Source organism: Rhodococcus sp. (in: high G+C Gram-positive bacteria) (assembly GCF_049286785.1).
In the GTDB taxonomy this organism is placed as follows: Bacteria; Actinomycetota; Actinomycetes; order Mycobacteriales; family Mycobacteriaceae; genus Rhodococcus_F.
The window spans coordinates 1-14,519 of sequence record NZ_JBAQEO010000392.1 but is presented as its reverse complement, the minus strand read 5'-3'; the positions used below and the strand labels follow the sequence as shown (position 1 = coordinate 14,519).

The following is a 14,519-nucleotide window of genomic DNA, read 5'->3' as shown; positions in this document are numbered from 1 at the left end:
CGGTCCATGTGGGCAATCAAGATCACTCGACGCGGGTCGACAAGGGTGTCCAGTTCGCGAAGCTCATCGGCGGCGTCCATCGTGTCGACGCGCACGTGCCCCAGCGGTCCGTCGACGCGGTCGAGGTGGACCGTCATCGGGTAGCCGTCATGCCCGTTGCGCATCTTCCCGGTCTGCGGATCGCTGGTCATACGCAGCGCGTTCGGTGCCCGGCCGTCCGGTACGTCCAGGACCCACTCGACGTCCAGCTTGGCTTTCTTCGCGCTGCCGCCGCGCGCTCGGCGCGCCTCGTGCCCGGTGTGGTCGGCGTAGACCACGGTGAAGCCTGCCGCTTTGAGCGGGAGCGTCACCAAGCGGTCGAACTCGAGCCAGGTGTCATTGCTCGACTCTTCCCCTCCGACGAACGCCGAGAGCGTGTCGAGCACGATCACGTCGACCTCTTCACCGGACTCGATCCACTCAAGGAACTCGGCTGCGCCTTCCGGTGTGCACAGCGCCGGCCACATCGGAGCGTCGTCGGTGAGGGTGCGGAGATAAAAGTTCGGGAGGTCGAGGACGCCGAGGTTGTGGAAGATCCGGTGCCACTGACGCAGACCCAGCTCCCCGTCCACGTAGAGGACGCGCAACGGTCGCTCAAGCTTGCGGGGCTTGCCATCCTCAAGGTCGAGTGCCGAATATCCGTTCGACCAACTAGCGGTCATGTGCGCCAGTAGCAACGTCTTGCCGCTGCCGCTGGCCGCGGTCACTTTGTTGACGCAGTCGGCCTCGATGATGCCGTTCTCGAGCCACACTCTCGGCGGCAGATCCTGGGACAGCAAGGCTGAGATGTCGACAATCCCCGGCCGCGACGTCCGAACCTCCTCCCGCTCGTCGACCTGCTCGGGCGTCGCCGTACTCACGTCGTCGGCGTCCTGCTCGTCGAGTTCAGGGGTGTCCTCTGCCGCGTCCTCAGGGGTCAGCAGCTCGATGTCCCCCGCTGACAGCTCCCACGGCTCCCCGTCCGGGGCAAAGTCGTCGATGTTAAGCCCCGCCGCGACGAAGCAATCAGAAAGGCCCGACAGGTCGAGGTCAGGGCACGCCGGGAACACCTTCACGCCAGGGAATTCGGCGCGGTGCGCGGCAGTGAACAGGTCGGCGCTCTGCTCGTCCAGACCGACGAACAACACCACCGGCTCCCCGTCGAGCGGGACCCCGTCCGCGTCCCACCCCCTCCATAGCAGACCCTCTCGATCCGCGTAGTTGGTCATGCGGTCCGAGATCGTCTCTACGTCAGGCCCGCCTTCCACCGGCTGTTCTCCGTAGACGTCGAGCGGACGCAGGAACTCGTGCAACTCGTCCTCGCTGGGTGCTGCGATCGCTCGACGGTTCGCGAGTCGCTCAGATACGCGCCTGGCGCGCTGTCGAGCCCCTTCGGCCTGGTCCTCGGCGATCGCTGTCGCGAGTGGTCGACCGCGTTCTCTGCGGAGAATCTTTTGTCCGGCCGGGCTTTTCGCCACCAGCTCCGCGAACCCCCGTTGTTTCGACTCCCCCGGTTGGCGACGGGGGTTTGCGCTGTCTGCAACCATCTCGGCTCCTTATCTTTGGGCGGCTATGTTTGGCGATGCATGTGGGACTCCTAGCTGCTGCGGCGGATCTTCCTCGGTGGTGGTGGTGCGACCGAATCAGGCACGGCGGGAGCCGATTCGGAGAATGTTCGCGGCGTTCAGGCTTCTCCGCCGATAGCGGTCCGCGCCTTCTGGGCTGCGCTCCACGCGACAAGGTCAGGCTCGTCGCAGACAAGACGCCCGGCCCAGCGGTAGAACTTCGGACCGCGGTTGTGGAATCGCATCTGTCGTAGACCGCCCTCGGTGTAGCCGGTGATCTCCGAGACCTCTTTAAGGGTGAATCGGCGGACTTGCAGCGGGTTGACGGTTGTCGTCTTCATCGTGGCGGTTCTCCTCGTTTCGATCCGGGGGATGACGGGTAGTTCGTTGCGACCAAGAATGCACCAGACTGCGACCGCACGCAAACTCATAAAACGCTCTGACCTGCATCCTTGTCAGGATCAACGGACAACTCTGTTTATCCGATCGTTCAATAGCGGAATGCTCCACCTGCGGGAATCGCCGGAGTCTGTCAACTTTTGACCTTGCTTGCCCTGGAAGGGAATCGCGGAAAATTGAGCGCTCTCTGGATCGATCAAGACGAAGACCAAACGGTTTGTGGACGGACCTGCGGACTAACCTTGAGCGGTGACCGAAACTAAAAGCCCCAGACCCGTAGCTCAGAGGCGCAATCGCAGGGCCGGCGTCGAGGACCGATGGATCTCGAGCAGGACGGGCGCCAAGACGACGCGCTACGGCAAGGGGAACCGCTGGCTGGCACGCTTCGTCGACCACGAAGGCCGCGAGCACTCGAAGAGCTTCCCTGCGGGCAACGGGCCAGGGGAGGGGGAGAAGGCCGCGCGTGAATGGCTGGACCAGCAAACGGCAGATCTCGTCACGGGAAGGTTTGTCGGCAGTGACGCTCGAGTCCGCACGGTTGGGACGATGGCCGACGAGTGGATGAAGCACCGCGAGCACCTGAAGCCGAAGACAGTCGCGGGCTACCGCTCCCTGCTCGACGGCTTGGTGCTGCCGACGTGGCGCGACGTCGTCCTTGCGGATGTGGACTACGCGGGCATCCGCTCATGGGTGACTGCGATGCAGAAGGGCAAGCACCGTGTTGCGGAAGAGAAGGACGGACAGGGCCGAACGCGGATTGCTCGACCGCTCTCGGCGTCTCGGACGATTCAGGCCTACCAAGTGCTGAAGATGGTCTTGGACGACGCGGTGCACATGAAGATGCTTCCCGCCAACCCTGCCTCTGGCGTCCCGATGCCGCGCAAGATCGAAGCGGAGCGGCGCTATCTGGATCACCAGCAAGTTGACTCGCTGGCAACGGAATGCGGGGAACTCGGGACGATGGTCTACGTGCTGAGCTACTGCGGCCTGCGCTTCGGTGAGGTAGTCGCGCTCCACGTGCGTGACGTCGACCTTGCAGGCGCACGGCTGACGATTCGGCGGTCGGTGACCTATGTCGCGGGGGAGGGCTTCGTCGAGGGCACCACGAAGGGTCACGAGTCCCGCGCGGTACCGGTGCCCGCTTTTCTCGTCGAGATGCTGCGCGAGCACCTCGAGGGCAGCAAGTCGACCGCGCTCGTCTTCCCTGGCAAGGCGAAGTGGATGACGCCAGGAGAGTTTCGGTGGAAGTTCGACACAGCCGCGAGTGCTGTCGGCGTGGACGGCCTGGTCCCGCACGAGCTGCGGCACACTGCGGCTTCGTTGGCGATCCGCTCGGGGGCCAACGTCAAGGTGGTCCAGAAGATGCTCGGGCACAAGGCGGCCACCCTGACGCTCGACCGCTACGGCCACCTGTTCCCCGACGAGCTCGACGCGCTCGCGACGCGACTCGATACGGACAGGACAAAGGCGCTGTCGCCGAGTTCGGAAGATCACAGCCCGCTGTCCGCGGGCCGCGCCGCGATGGTCGTCAACACTCGACGTTCGAAGGTGCTGCGGACTGCTGCGGACCAGCGTTCTCGAAGGCCTGAGCCTGAGATGGTAGAAAAGGCGCTCTGACCTGCACCGTAATGGTGCCCTCGGTGAGACTCGAACTCACACTGGACGGGTTTTGAATCCGTTTCCTCTGCCAATTGGGATACGAGGGCGTGTTGCGCTGTACCACTGTAGAAGATCGTCGTCCGGAGTCAACCACCGGTACCCTCGTAACGTTCCTTCCCCTCTCCGGGGACGTCCGAGCAGAGGAGAAGGCCAACCATGAACGCTCCGCAGCAGCACAATGTGGGATCGCAGGCGCGACGTGTCGTGGTGGCCGAGGACGAGGCTCTCATCAGGCTCGATCTGGTGGAGATGTTGCGTGAAGAGGGCTACGACGTGGTCGGTGAGGCCGGCGACGGGCAGACCGCCGTCGACCTCGCGGTGGAGCTGAAGCCGGACCTGGTGATCATGGATGTGAAAATGCCTCGGCGTGACGGTATCGACGCAGCCTCGGAGATTGCGGCGAAACGTATTGCGCCCGTTGTGATTCTCACCGCATTCAGTCAGCGCGAACTGGTGGAACGGGCGCGCGACGCCGGTGCGATGGCGTATCTGGTCAAGCCGTTCTCCTCGGCCGACCTGGTGCCCGCCGTCGAACTGGCGGCCAGCCGGTTCCAAGAGGTGACCGCGCTCGAACGGGAGATCTCGGATCTGTCCGAACGGCTGGAGACCCGCAAGATCGTCGAACGCGCCAAGGGCGTGCTGATGGAGAAGCAGGCTTTGACAGAACCGGAGGCGTTCCGGTGGATCCAGCGGGCGGCCATGGACCGCCGGTCCACGATGAAGGCGGTGGCGCAGGTGGTGCTCGAAGCCCTCGGCGGCGAGGAGCCCGCGAAGTAGCACCGCAGATGACCCCGGCGGTGGTCATTGCCGACGCATCCGGACCCGGAATCGGGTGCCCCGCATCCGCGGACGGTTCACCACGCTACGGCCGTGTAAACAGTCGCGGCATTCAGATCACAGTAAGGTCACGAGGCTTTCTCTACGGATCGCGAAACCGATCGGACGGCTAGCGTCTGATCGCACAGCGGACGCCAACTCGGGTGGCGTCCGCACTCACGCGATCTAAGGAGTGTTTGGATGGCTAAACGGACCCTCGTGCGAGCTGCCGCCGTGCTCGGAGCGGCAACTCTCGCGCTGGCAGGCTGCAGTTCGGACAGCAACGACGACTCCTCGAGCTCGAGCGGGAGTGACAGTGCGCCATCGGCCCCTACGGTGACCACCGACTGCACACCGGATCAGGCGACGGCAGGGGCGACGCCGTCCACGACGCCGCTGAAGATCGGTACCCTGCTTCCCGAGACGGGCAGCCTCGCGTTTCTCGGTCCTCCCGAAGTGGCGGGCGTGCAGCTCGCCGTCAACGATGTGAACGCCGCCGGTGGGGTTCTCGCCCAGCCGGTGGAACTGGTTTCCGGTGATTCCGGCGACACCACGACGGATACCGCCAACACCACGGTCGACCGGGAACTGGCCGCCGGCACGCAGGTGATCGTCGGCGCAGCGTCGTCGTCTGTGTCGCTCAAGGTGATCGACAAGATTGCCAGCGCTGGCGTCGTGATGATCTCGCCCGCCAACACGTCAGACCAGTTCGTCTGCTACCCGGACAAGGGTCAGTACTTCCGGACCGCTCCGACGGACGTGCTGCAGGCTCAGGCAGCGGCACAGCTCATTTCGGACGACGGTGCACAGCGCGTGTCGATCATGGCGCTCAACGATCCCTACGGAACCGGCCTGGCGGACAACATCGTCAAGAACCTCGAGGACGCCGGGATTCCGAAGGACCAGGTCCAGAAGATCATCTACGACCCCAACGCGCAGTCGTTCAACTCGGAGGTGGACTCCGTCAAGAACTTCGGCCCGGACGCGGTGGCTCTCATCGGATTCGAGGAGTCGGCCAAGATCATCAGTCGGATGCACGAGGTGGGAATCGGACCGTCCGACGGGATGCTGCTCTACGGCGTCGACGGGAACATGGGGAACGCACTCGGCGAATCCGTGGCGGTTCCGCTGCTCGGGGGCATGCAGGGAACCACGCCCCTCACCGATGTCGGGCCGGCTTTTCAGGATCGGCTCAAGGCGCTCAACGGTGCCCTGATCGACTTCAATTACGCCGGCGAGTCCTACGACGCGGTGATCATCGCCGCGTTGGCCGCGGAGCAGGCCAAGTCGACCGCGGGCCGGGACATCGCGGCCAACATCAACAGCGTCACCGAGGGCGGTACGGCCTGCACGTCGTATCAGGAGTGCCTGCCGCTCGCAAAGGCCGGTGAGGACATCGACTACAACGGCGTCACCGGTGCGCTCGACTTCAGTGCCGCGGGTGAACCGTCCATCGGTTCGTACGGAAAGCTGAAGTTCGGTACCGACAACAAGCTGACCACCGAGGACTACATCGTCGTCGGCGGATAGCCATCGGATGAGCTGAACCAACGCCCGACAATGACTGTGGGCCAGGCAATCCCTGGCCCACAGCCTTGCGCTGGAGGGACTACCTTTCTCGACTCCCGGCAAGCGTGCCGAGGTAGAGTTCGATCACCTTGGGATCGTGCAGGAGGTGGGGGCCGGAGTCTGTGTAGGCGTTGCGGCCCTGATCGAGAACGTAGCCGCGGTCGCAGATTTGCAGACAACGGCGGGCGTTCTGCTCCACCACGATGATGGAGACGCCCGCGGCGTTGATCTTCTTGCAGCGGATGAATACCTCGTCCTGGAACATCGGTGACAGTCCGGCCGAGGGTTCGTCGAGTAGCAGGACCGACGGATCCATCATCAGTGCGCGACCCATCGCGACCATCTGGCGTTCACCGCCGGACAGTGCGCCCGCCTTCACCTTCCGTCTCTCGACCAGGAGCGGGAACAGTTCACCGACGAACGCGAACCGCTCGGCGAACTTCTTGGGACGCAGATATATTCCCATCTCGAGGTTCTCTTCGATGGTCAGCGACGGGAAGACGTTCTGGGTCTGCGGTACGTAGCCCACGCCCTTCTGCACCAGAACGTGCGCCGGCTTCGACGTGATGTCCTCGCCGCGCAACGTCACCGAACCCCGGCGAATGGGGATCAGCCCGAAGAGAGACTTGAGGAGTGTCGACTTACCGGCGCCGTTGGGGCCGATGATGCCGACGATCTCGCCTTCACGAAGGAAGAAGTTGCACTCGTCGAGGATGTTGACACCGGGAATGTAGCCGGCGACCACGCCGTCCGCACGAACCAGTGCGCCCTCGGCGAGGCGAGCGTGCTCCTCGGGTGTAGCGGCGAATTCCGCCGGAGTCGGGTCGGTCATGGGTGCTCCCGCTTCGTGTCGGAAATATCTGGTTCGGACAGATCGCCGCCGGACTCGAGGATCTCGGTCTCGGCTGCGGCGAGCTTTTCGGCCAGCACGGCCGTTCGGCCCACCGGATTTCCCGCGTCGTCGAATTCGAGCGCCTGATCGTGGTGGCTACCGAGATACGCGTCGACGACGGCGTTGTTGGACGACAACCGGTCCGGTGTGGACTCGGCGATCACGCTGCCCTGCGCCATCACCACCACCCAGTCGCTGATGTCACGGATCACGTCCATGTCGTGTTCGACGAAGACCACGGTCATGCCTTCGTCGCGCAGCGACTTGATATGTCCCAGAAGGCTTTGCGTCAGAGCCGGATTCACTCCCGCCATCGGCTCGTCGAGCATCACGACGGTGGGATTCGTCATCAGAGCCCGCGCCATCTCGAGCAACTTGCGCTGACCACCGGACAGCGAGCCCGCGAGGTCGTCGGCCTTGGCGTCGAGCTTGAAACGGACCAGCAGTTCGGTGGCGCGTGCGGTGATCGCGCGTTCCTGAGCCTTCCATGTCCACGGCAGCACAGTGCTGAAGATTCGTTCGCCCCGCTGTCCGGTGGCGCCGAGTCGCACGTTGTCCAGCACGGTGAGCTTCGAGAGCGCCTTGGTGAGCTGGAATGTGCGGACCACCCCCTTGCGGGCCACCTGATGGGGGTACATGCGGCCGAGGGACTGCCCGTCCATCGACCAGTCGCCGGTGTCGGGGCGGTCGAAGCCGGTCAGCAAATTGAAGAGCGTGGTCTTTCCCGCTCCGTTGGGTCCGATCAGTCCGGTGATGCAGCTGCGCTGGATCTCGAGGTGCTCGACGTCGACCGCTTTGAGGCCACCGAAGGTGCGGGACACGTTGTCGACCACCAGGATCGGATCCGGTTTGGGTGCACCGGGGGAGGCCGGAACCTTCGCGAAGATCGCCGCTCGCTCGGCGGCCGTGAGCTGCGGTCCGGGCCGATGATCGTCACGCATTGAGCTGCACCTCCCGCTTGTTGCCCAGTATGCCCTGCGGCCGAAACACCATCAGGACCGCGATCATGATGCCGAGCAGGACGAAGCGCATGGCACCGACCTGCTGCTCCGTCAGCGACAGGAGCGGATCGGGTCCGGAGATGGCCTGCCGGAGCAGGGCGTCCGGGATGGCGAGGAGGAACCAGAACAGCATCGCGCCCACCACCGGTCCGAAGACCGTGGCGGCCCCGCCGAGAATGAGGGCGCCGAACGCGAAGAAGGTCTGTGCCGTGGAGTAGAAGTCCGGATTGATCGACTTCGTCTGCAGGGCGTTGAACACACCGCCGAGGCCGCCGATCATGCCGCCGAGCACGAGCGCCTGCATCTTGTAGACGAAGACGTTCTTGCCGAGTGCGCGCGCAGCGTCCTCGTCCTCGCGCACCGCCTTGAGTACACGTCCCCAGGGACTGTGAGTCAGCAGGTACACGAAACCGCACAGTACGAGCACGAGCGTCCAGCCGACGACCATCGACCAGAGGTCGTCGCCGTAGAACTTCACGCCGAGGAAGCTGTACTGCTTGCCCGAGTCGAACGGGCTCAGCGTCGTGAAGGGGTCGGCGAAACCGAACAGCCCATTGGTGGAGCCGGTTACCGGGTCGGAGGCAGTGGAGCGGAATATCAGCCGGAGGATCTCCGACGCGGCGATCGTGACAATCGCGAGATAGTCGGCTCGTAATCGCAGCGTCGGGATACCGAGGACCAGTGCGAGGAGTCCGGCGGCTGCGAGGCCGACGAGGATGCCGAGCCACAACGGCTGCTCGTAGGTGACGGTCATGATTCCCACGCCGTAGCCGCCGAGGAGGGCGAAACCGATCTGACCGAAGTTCAGCAGACCCGCATAACCGAAATGCAGGTTGAGTCCGATCGCGAGTAGGGCGTAGAAGATCGCGGACGGCCCGATGAGCTGGGCGAGTGAGACCTGAAGTGCGCCTGGAATATCCATGCCCTCACCCGATCCTTTGTCGGCTGCCGAGGATGCCCTGGGGCCGGACGACGAGGATGACGATCAAGATCAGCAGTCCTCCGATGTACTTGAGGTCGGGATTGATCACCAGCGTCGACAGCTGAACGAGCAACCCGACGATGACACAGCCGAGCAGTGCGCCGTAGGCGGTGCCGAGTCCGCCGAGGGTGATGCCCGCGAACATCAGCAGAAGCAGTTTGAAACCCATCTCCCACTGGACGCGGCCACCGAGTTCGGAGATTCCGAACAGCACCCCGCCGAGCGCGGCAAGGCCGCCGCCGAGTCCCCACACGAACCGGATGACGCGTTCGACGTCGATTCCGGACGACGCGGCGAGGTCGCGATTGTCGGCCACCGCACGCATGGCCTTGCCGATCCGGGTCTTCTGCAGGAGCAGAGCGACACCCACCAGGACGATGATGCTGATGGCGATGCAGACCAGATTCGCGTCGGTGATCGCGATCGGTCCCCACTCCCGCTGGACCTGCCCCTGGTAGTCCGCGAACGGTTCGGAGCGGTCGGAGAAGAATATGAGGATGAGGTAACGCAGCGCGATGGCCACGCCGATCGACACGACGAGCTGCGCGATGAGGCCGGATTTCCGTCGCCGCAGCGGTTTCCAGATACCGGCGTTGTTCGCCAGCCCGATGAGAATGCCCACGAGGATGGCGAGAATCGTGGCCGGGATGAGCTGAATTCCGAACGTCACGTTGATCACCCACGCCGCCACGGCGCCCAGCGTCACGAGTTCGCCGTGCGCGAAGTTGGTGAGACCGGTCGTCCCGTAGATCAGGCTCAACCCCACCCCGGCGATGGCGATCACGAGGCCGAACCGGAGTCCGTCGACCGTCTGGCGAATCAGCTTCTCGTGGAAGGCGATGCCGGAACCGCTGCGTGCCTCGCCGAACGAGAAGATGACCGTGTTCGCCCGGCCCTCCACGACCTCGCGTTCCACGGTTCCCTGCACGCTGACGTCGTCGGGCAGTGTGTCCTCGTCGATTTCGAACGTGTAGGTGCCGGGCGCGACCAGCAGTTCCCACCGGCCGGTGCTCTCGGACGTCGTCTTCGCCACCTCGTTGCCGGACGAGTCGTGCGCCCGCACCTCGACGCCCCCCAGTCGGTCGCCCGCGTTGTTCAGAGTGCCGCTCACCGGGACCGCATTGTCCGGGGGCGCCGGCTGTCCGGCGTCCGGTCGGGTGCTGGTCGTCGTCGGCGGTGACGGTGTGGGTTCCTGCGCCGCCACCGGGCCGCCGAAAGCGATCGCGGCGACGAGGCACAGCAGGGCGAGGGCGAAGGCGCGAGTGAGTTGCCGGGATACCGACATGCCCCACGTCCGGTTCCTCGCGGATGTCGGTTGCGTCCGCGCCGGGGCGAGTCGCTTCCTCACGGTTGGGGCCACGCAGGTCCTCCGGTACAGATAGTCGGTCAGGGCATGCGATCGCGAGCCGACCTGCGGCCCGCGCTGCAATTTCCGGACTCTAACGGCTCCGGTCGCACGAAATCGGGTTCTGCGATTTCCGGCGCGTTTCATTTGGGTATCCCACCGTCCGGCTCAGCACTGTCGGACGCGCTCCCTAGACTGAGCACTCGTGAGCCCCGCAACGACACCCCGGTCCACCCCGTCCGTCGCGCCCGATTCGGCAAAGGCGGCCGACGATCGTCCCACCCTGATGCTGCTCGACGGCCATTCGCTGGCCTTCCGTGCCTTCTATGCCCTGCCTGCCGAGAATTTCAGGACCCACAACGGGCAGGTCACCAACGCGGTCTACGGGTTCACGTCGATGCTGATCAATCTGCTGCGTGACGAGAAACCCAGCCACGTGGCCGCGGCGTTCGACGTGTCGAGGCAGACATTCCGGGCGGAGAAGTTCCCGGAGTACAAGGCGAACCGGAGCACGGCACCGGACGACTTCAAGGGGCAGGTCGAGATCACCAAGGACGTCCTCGGTGCGCTCGGAATCCCGGTGATGGCGGAGGCAGGCTTCGAGGCGGACGACATCATTGCCACCCTCACCACCCAGGCCGAGGCGCTGGGCTATCGGGTGCTGGTGGTCACCGGCGACCGGGACTCGTTGCAGCTCGTCACCGACAACGTCACCGTGCTCTACCCCAGAAAGGGAGTCTCCGACCTCACGCGGTTCACGCCGGCGGTGGTGGAGGAGAAGTACGGGCTCTCACCGGCGCAGTACCCGGACTTCGCGGCGCTGCGCGGCGACCCCAGTGACAACCTGCCCGGCATCCCGGGTGTGGGGGAGAAGACCGCCACCAAGTGGATCAGGGAGTACGGCGACCTGGTGGGCCTGGTGGACAACGTCGACAAGGTGCGCGGCAAGGTCGGGGACGCGTTGCGGGAAAATCTCCCCATTGTTCTCCTCAATCGGGAACTCACCGAGATGGTGCGGGACGTGCCGCTCCCGTACGCCCCCGATCAGCTCGTCCTCGCCCAGTGGGACCGCGACAAGATCCACGCGCTGTTCGACGACCTCGAGTTCAAGGTGCTCCGCGATCGGCTGTTCGCCACCCTCGCGCCGGTGGAAGCGGAGGCGGAAGAAGGCTTCGAGGTCCGCGGGGGCGCGCTCGCGCCCGGGGCAGTCGCCGACTGGCTGACCATGCACGCCTCGAGCGGGGAACGCGCCGGCGTGTCGGTGGTCGGTACTCGCACCCCGTACGGAGGCGACGTGACGGCGGTCGCCATCGCCGCGGCGGACGGCGAGGGTGCGTATGTCGCCACCGTCGGCGCTACCGCGGAAGACGAGCTGGCGCTCGGCAGATGGCTCGCCGATCCGGAGCAGCCGAAGGCGCTGCACGAGGCCAAGTGGGCCATGCATGCACTGCGGGGTCGCGGCTGGTTGCTCGGTGGCCTCACCAGCGACACCGCGCTGGCCGCATACCTGGTCCGGCCGGGGCAGCGCAGTTTCAGCCTCGACGACCTCTCGTTGCGCTACCTGCGGCGCGAACTGCGTGTGGAGCAGTCGGGTACGGCGCAGCTCTCGCTCCTCGACGACGCCGATCAGGCCGACGCAGAGGTCGCCGAGGCCGAGATCCTCAGCGCCCGGGCCGTGCTCGACCTGGCGGCGGCGCTCGACAAGGAACTCGAGGACATCGAGTCCACTGCCCTGCTCTTCGACATGGAGCTGCCGCTGCTGAAGGTCCTCGCCGACATCGAGGCGGCCGGAATCGCCGTGGACTGCGACCATCTGCACGATCTGCAGCGTGGTTTCGCCGCGCGGGTCGCCGAAGCGGCCGAGGCCGCGTACGCCGTCATCGGAAAGCAGATCAATCTCGGTTCGCCCAAACAGCTGCAGGTGGTGTTGTTCGACGAGCTGCAGATGCCGAAGACGAAGAAGACGAAAACCGGATACACCACCGACGCCGACGCACTGCAGGGGCTCTTCGACAAGACCGGGCACCCGTTCCTGGAACATCTTCTCGCGCACCGGGATGCGACGCGCCTGAAGGTGACCGTCGACGGACTGCTCAAGACGGTGGCCGAGGACGGACGCATCCACACCACGTTCAATCAGACCGTGGCGGCCACCGGACGGCTGTCGTCCACCGAGCCGAATCTGCAGAACATCCCCGTGCGGACGGAGGCGGGCAGGCAGATCCGCGACGGCTTCGTCGTCGGTGAGGGATTCGACACGCTCCTCACCGCCGACTACAGCCAGATCGAGATGCGGATCATGGCGCACGTGTCCGGCGACGAGGGACTGATCGAGGCTTTCAACACCGGTGAAGATCTCCACAGCTTCGTCGGTTCACGCGCATTCGGCGTGCCGATCGACGAGGTCACACCCGAGTTGCGCCGCCGCGTGAAGGCCATGTCGTACGGCCTGGCCTACGGTTTGAGCGCCTACGGTCTCGCGGCCCAGCTCAAGATCTCCACCGAGGAGGCGAAGGAGCAGATGGAGGCGTACTTCGCCCGTTTCGGTGGTGTCCGGGATTATCTCCATGCCGTCGTGGAACAGGCACGCAAGGACGGCTTCACGTCAACCCTGTACGGTCGTCGCCGCAACCTTCCAGACCTCAACAGCGACAACCGGCAGCGTCGGGAAGTCGCGGAGCGCGCCGCACTCAACGCGCCGATCCAGGGCACGGCCGCCGATATCATCAAGGTGGCAATGATCAACGTGCACGGCGCGCTGCAGCAGGCGGGGCTCGAATCCCGGATGCTGCTGCAGGTTCACGACGAACTCCTGCTCGAGGTTGTCGACTCCGAACGCGAGGTCGTGGAGCAGCTGGTCCGGGACAACATGTCCTCGGCGATCACGCTGTCGGTGCCGCTCGACGTGTCGGTCGGCACCGGCCGCAGCTGGGACGCCGCCGCACACTAGGCGGCGGCGCCGACGCCTCATCCAGCCGACTGCTCGGCGATCTGCTTGCGCACCTCGTCCATGTCGAGGGACTTGACCTGCGTGAGCAGATCTTCGAGCGCGGCCGGCGGAAGTGCCCCGGCCTGGTTGAAGACCAGCACGCCTTCACGGAACGCCATGAGCGTGGGAATCGAACGGATGTTCGCCGCGGCGGCGATGCCCTGCTCCGCTTCGGTGTCGACCTTGGCGTGCACGATGTCGGGGTGCTGCTCGGACGACGCCTCGAAGGTAGGGGCGAATGCGCGGCACGGGCCGCACCACGAGGCCCAGAAGTCCACGATCACGACGTCGTTACCGGTCACGGTCTCGTCGAAATTCTGCTGAGTCAGTGTCTTGGTGGCCACGGGGGTCCTTTCGTTCGGTGACAGTCTGTGAAGCATCAACGCCGCGTGGCCACCAGTTCTTCCCTGCCACCGGTCAGCCGGTGCGCTCCGAGTCCCGGAAGGTGCGCCGATAGGCCTGCGGCGTGGTGTGGCGCAGGCGGAGAAAGTGCTGGCGGAGGACCGCGCCGCCCCCGAATCCGACACGTTCGGCGATCACGTCGACCGGGAGGTCCGAATTCTCGAGAAGGTGTTGTGCGGCGAGGACCCGCTGGTCGCTGATCCATCGCGCCGGGGTGGTGCCGGTCTCGGCCTGGAACCGCCGGGCGAAGGTGCGCGGGGACATGTTGGCCTTCGTCGCCAGGGCGGTGACAGAGAGGTCGAGCGAGAGGTGCTCGGTCATCCAGTCGAGGATCGGTGCCAGCGTGTCGATCGATGTCGACGGCAGCGGCATCGCTACGTACTGGGCCTGACCGCCGTCCCGGTGCGGGGGAACCACCATGCGGCGCGCGATGCCGTTGGCGACTTTGCTGCCCTGCTCCTTGCGGACGATGTGCAGGCACAGATCGATGCCCGCCGCGGTTCCTGCACTGGTGAGCACCGGGTCCTCGTCGACGTACAGAACGTTCGGATCGACCGTCGCCGTCGGGTGCAGTTCCGCAAGCCGTCCGGCATGCCGCCAGTGCGTGGTACACCGTCTGCCGTCGAGAAGGCCCGCCGCGCCGAGGACGAACGCGCCGTTGCACAGGCTCGCGACCCTGGAGCCGCGTTCGACCGCGGCCCGGAGTGCGCCGAGAAGAGGGTCGAGCGCTGGTCCGGGATCGGTCTCACACGTGAAGGAGCCGTCGGTGGCGGTACCGGTTCCGCCGGCCGGAATGATGATGAGGTCGGCCTCGTCGAGCCGGTCCAGGTCGTACGGGACGTCGATCGAATACCCGAATCGGGTGCGGATCGGCTCGTCCAC

12 protein-coding genes and 1 tRNA gene are annotated in these 14,519 nt (G+C 65.3%); 4 read left to right on the top strand and 9 right to left on the bottom strand.

The genetic code is table 11. The features are described 5' to 3' along the window. Nucleotides 1-1,565, bottom strand: a 1,565-nt coding sequence (locus WAW17_RS14565; RefSeq protein ID WP_422333663.1) for an AAA family ATPase, incomplete at its 3' end; no start/stop codon positions are given. A 137-nt stretch (nt 1,566-1,702) separates the two neighbouring features. Continuing rightward, a complete protein-coding gene (locus WAW17_RS14560) occupies nt 1,703-1,924 on the bottom strand; it encodes a hypothetical protein (protein ID WP_422333662.1) in 222 nt (73 codons plus the stop codon). 307 nt (nt 1,925-2,231) lie between these two features. Here WAW17_RS14560 and WAW17_RS14555 point away from each other — a divergent pair, with 307 nt between their 5' ends. Beyond that, nucleotides 2,232-3,599, top strand: a complete 1,368-nt coding sequence (locus WAW17_RS14555) for a tyrosine-type recombinase/integrase (protein ID WP_422333661.1) — start codon at nt 2,232-2,234, stop codon at nt 3,597-3,599. A gap of 12 nt (nt 3,600-3,611) precedes the next feature. Here WAW17_RS14555 and WAW17_RS14550 read toward each other — a convergent pair. Then, nucleotides 3,612-3,688 (bottom strand) — tRNA-Leu (locus tag WAW17_RS14550). Nucleotides 3,689-3,797: 109 nt separating this feature from the next. On the opposite strand from WAW17_RS14550, the gene WAW17_RS14545 reads away from it, so the two are divergent. Both WAW17_RS14545 and WAW17_RS14540 read left to right on the top strand, forming a co-directional pair. Next, nucleotides 3,798-4,418 carry an ANTAR domain-containing response regulator gene (locus WAW17_RS14545; protein WP_422333660.1) on the top strand — a complete coding sequence of 207 codons (621 nt, stop codon included), beginning with the start codon at nt 3,798-3,800 and terminating at the stop codon, nt 4,416-4,418. A 240-nt stretch (nt 4,419-4,658) separates the two neighbouring features. After that, a complete protein-coding gene (locus tag WAW17_RS14540; RefSeq protein ID WP_422333659.1) occupies nt 4,659-5,987 on the top strand; it encodes an ABC transporter substrate-binding protein in 1,329 nt (442 codons plus the stop codon). A 79-nt stretch (nt 5,988-6,066) separates the two neighbouring features. Here the strand turns inward: WAW17_RS14540 and WAW17_RS14535 are convergent, their stop codons facing one another. The 4 genes from WAW17_RS14535 to WAW17_RS14520 are packed head-to-tail and all read right to left on the bottom strand — an operon-like array spanning nt 6,067 to nt 10,186. Further along, nucleotides 6,067-6,858 (bottom strand): ABC transporter ATP-binding protein, encoded by a 792-nt coding sequence (locus WAW17_RS14535; protein ID WP_422333658.1) that lies wholly within the window; start codon nt 6,856-6,858, stop codon nt 6,067-6,069. Continuing rightward, nucleotides 6,855-7,859 (bottom strand): ABC transporter ATP-binding protein, encoded by a 1,005-nt coding sequence (locus WAW17_RS14530; RefSeq protein WP_422333657.1) that lies wholly within the window; start codon nt 7,857-7,859, stop codon nt 6,855-6,857. The genes WAW17_RS14535 and WAW17_RS14530 overlap by 4 nt, the downstream gene beginning before the upstream one ends. Then, nucleotides 7,852-8,841 (bottom strand): branched-chain amino acid ABC transporter permease, encoded by a 990-nt coding sequence (locus WAW17_RS14525; protein ID WP_422333656.1) that lies wholly within the window; start codon nt 8,839-8,841, stop codon nt 7,852-7,854. The genes WAW17_RS14530 and WAW17_RS14525 overlap by 8 nt, the downstream gene beginning before the upstream one ends. A gap of 4 nt (nt 8,842-8,845) precedes the next feature. After that, nucleotides 8,846-10,186 (bottom strand): ABC transporter permease subunit, encoded by a 1,341-nt coding sequence (locus WAW17_RS14520; protein WP_422333655.1) that lies wholly within the window; start codon nt 10,184-10,186, stop codon nt 8,846-8,848. Nucleotides 10,187-10,451: 265 nt separating this feature from the next. Between WAW17_RS14520 and polA the strand changes: the two genes are divergently transcribed. After that, nucleotides 10,452-13,196, top strand: a complete 2,745-nt coding sequence (polA, locus tag WAW17_RS14515) for a DNA polymerase I (protein ID WP_422333654.1) — start codon at nt 10,452-10,454, stop codon at nt 13,194-13,196. Between the two features lie 17 nt (nt 13,197-13,213). Here polA and trxA read toward each other — a convergent pair whose 3' ends face one another. Both trxA and WAW17_RS14505 read right to left on the bottom strand, forming a co-directional pair. After that, nucleotides 13,214-13,579: a thioredoxin gene (gene trxA / locus WAW17_RS14510; RefSeq protein ID WP_422333653.1), complete on the bottom strand. Its 366-nt coding sequence runs from the start codon at nt 13,577-13,579 to the stop codon at nt 13,214-13,216. Nucleotides 13,580-13,652: 73 nt separating this feature from the next. Beyond that, on the bottom strand, nt 13,653-14,519 hold an 867-nt coding region (locus WAW17_RS14505; RefSeq protein ID WP_422333652.1), incomplete at its 5' end, for a helix-turn-helix domain-containing protein.

Excerpts from the sequence above, each read along its gene's own strand:
- WAW17_RS14560 (WP_422333662.1), bottom strand. The coding sequence starts at position 1,924 with ATGAAGACGACAACCGTCAACCCGCTGCAAGTCCGCCGATTCACCCTT.
- WAW17_RS14545 (WP_422333660.1), top strand. The coding sequence starts at position 3,798 with ATGAACGCTCCGCAGCAGCACAATGTGGGATCGCAGGCGCGACGTGTC.
- WAW17_RS14540 (WP_422333659.1), top strand. The coding sequence starts at position 4,659 with ATGGCTAAACGGACCCTCGTGCGAGCTGCCGCCGTGCTCGGAGCGGCA.
- WAW17_RS14535 (WP_422333658.1), bottom strand. The coding sequence starts at position 6,858 with ATGACCGACCCGACTCCGGCGGAATTCGCCGCTACACCCGAGGAGCAC.
- WAW17_RS14530 (WP_422333657.1), bottom strand. The coding sequence starts at position 7,859 with ATGCGTGACGATCATCGGCCCGGACCGCAGCTCACGGCCGCCGAGCGA.
- WAW17_RS14525 (WP_422333656.1), bottom strand. The coding sequence starts at position 8,841 with ATGGATATTCCAGGCGCACTTCAGGTCTCACTCGCCCAGCTCATCGGG.
- WAW17_RS14520 (WP_422333655.1), bottom strand. The coding sequence starts at position 10,186 with ATGTCGGTATCCCGGCAACTCACTCGCGCCTTCGCCCTCGCCCTGCTG.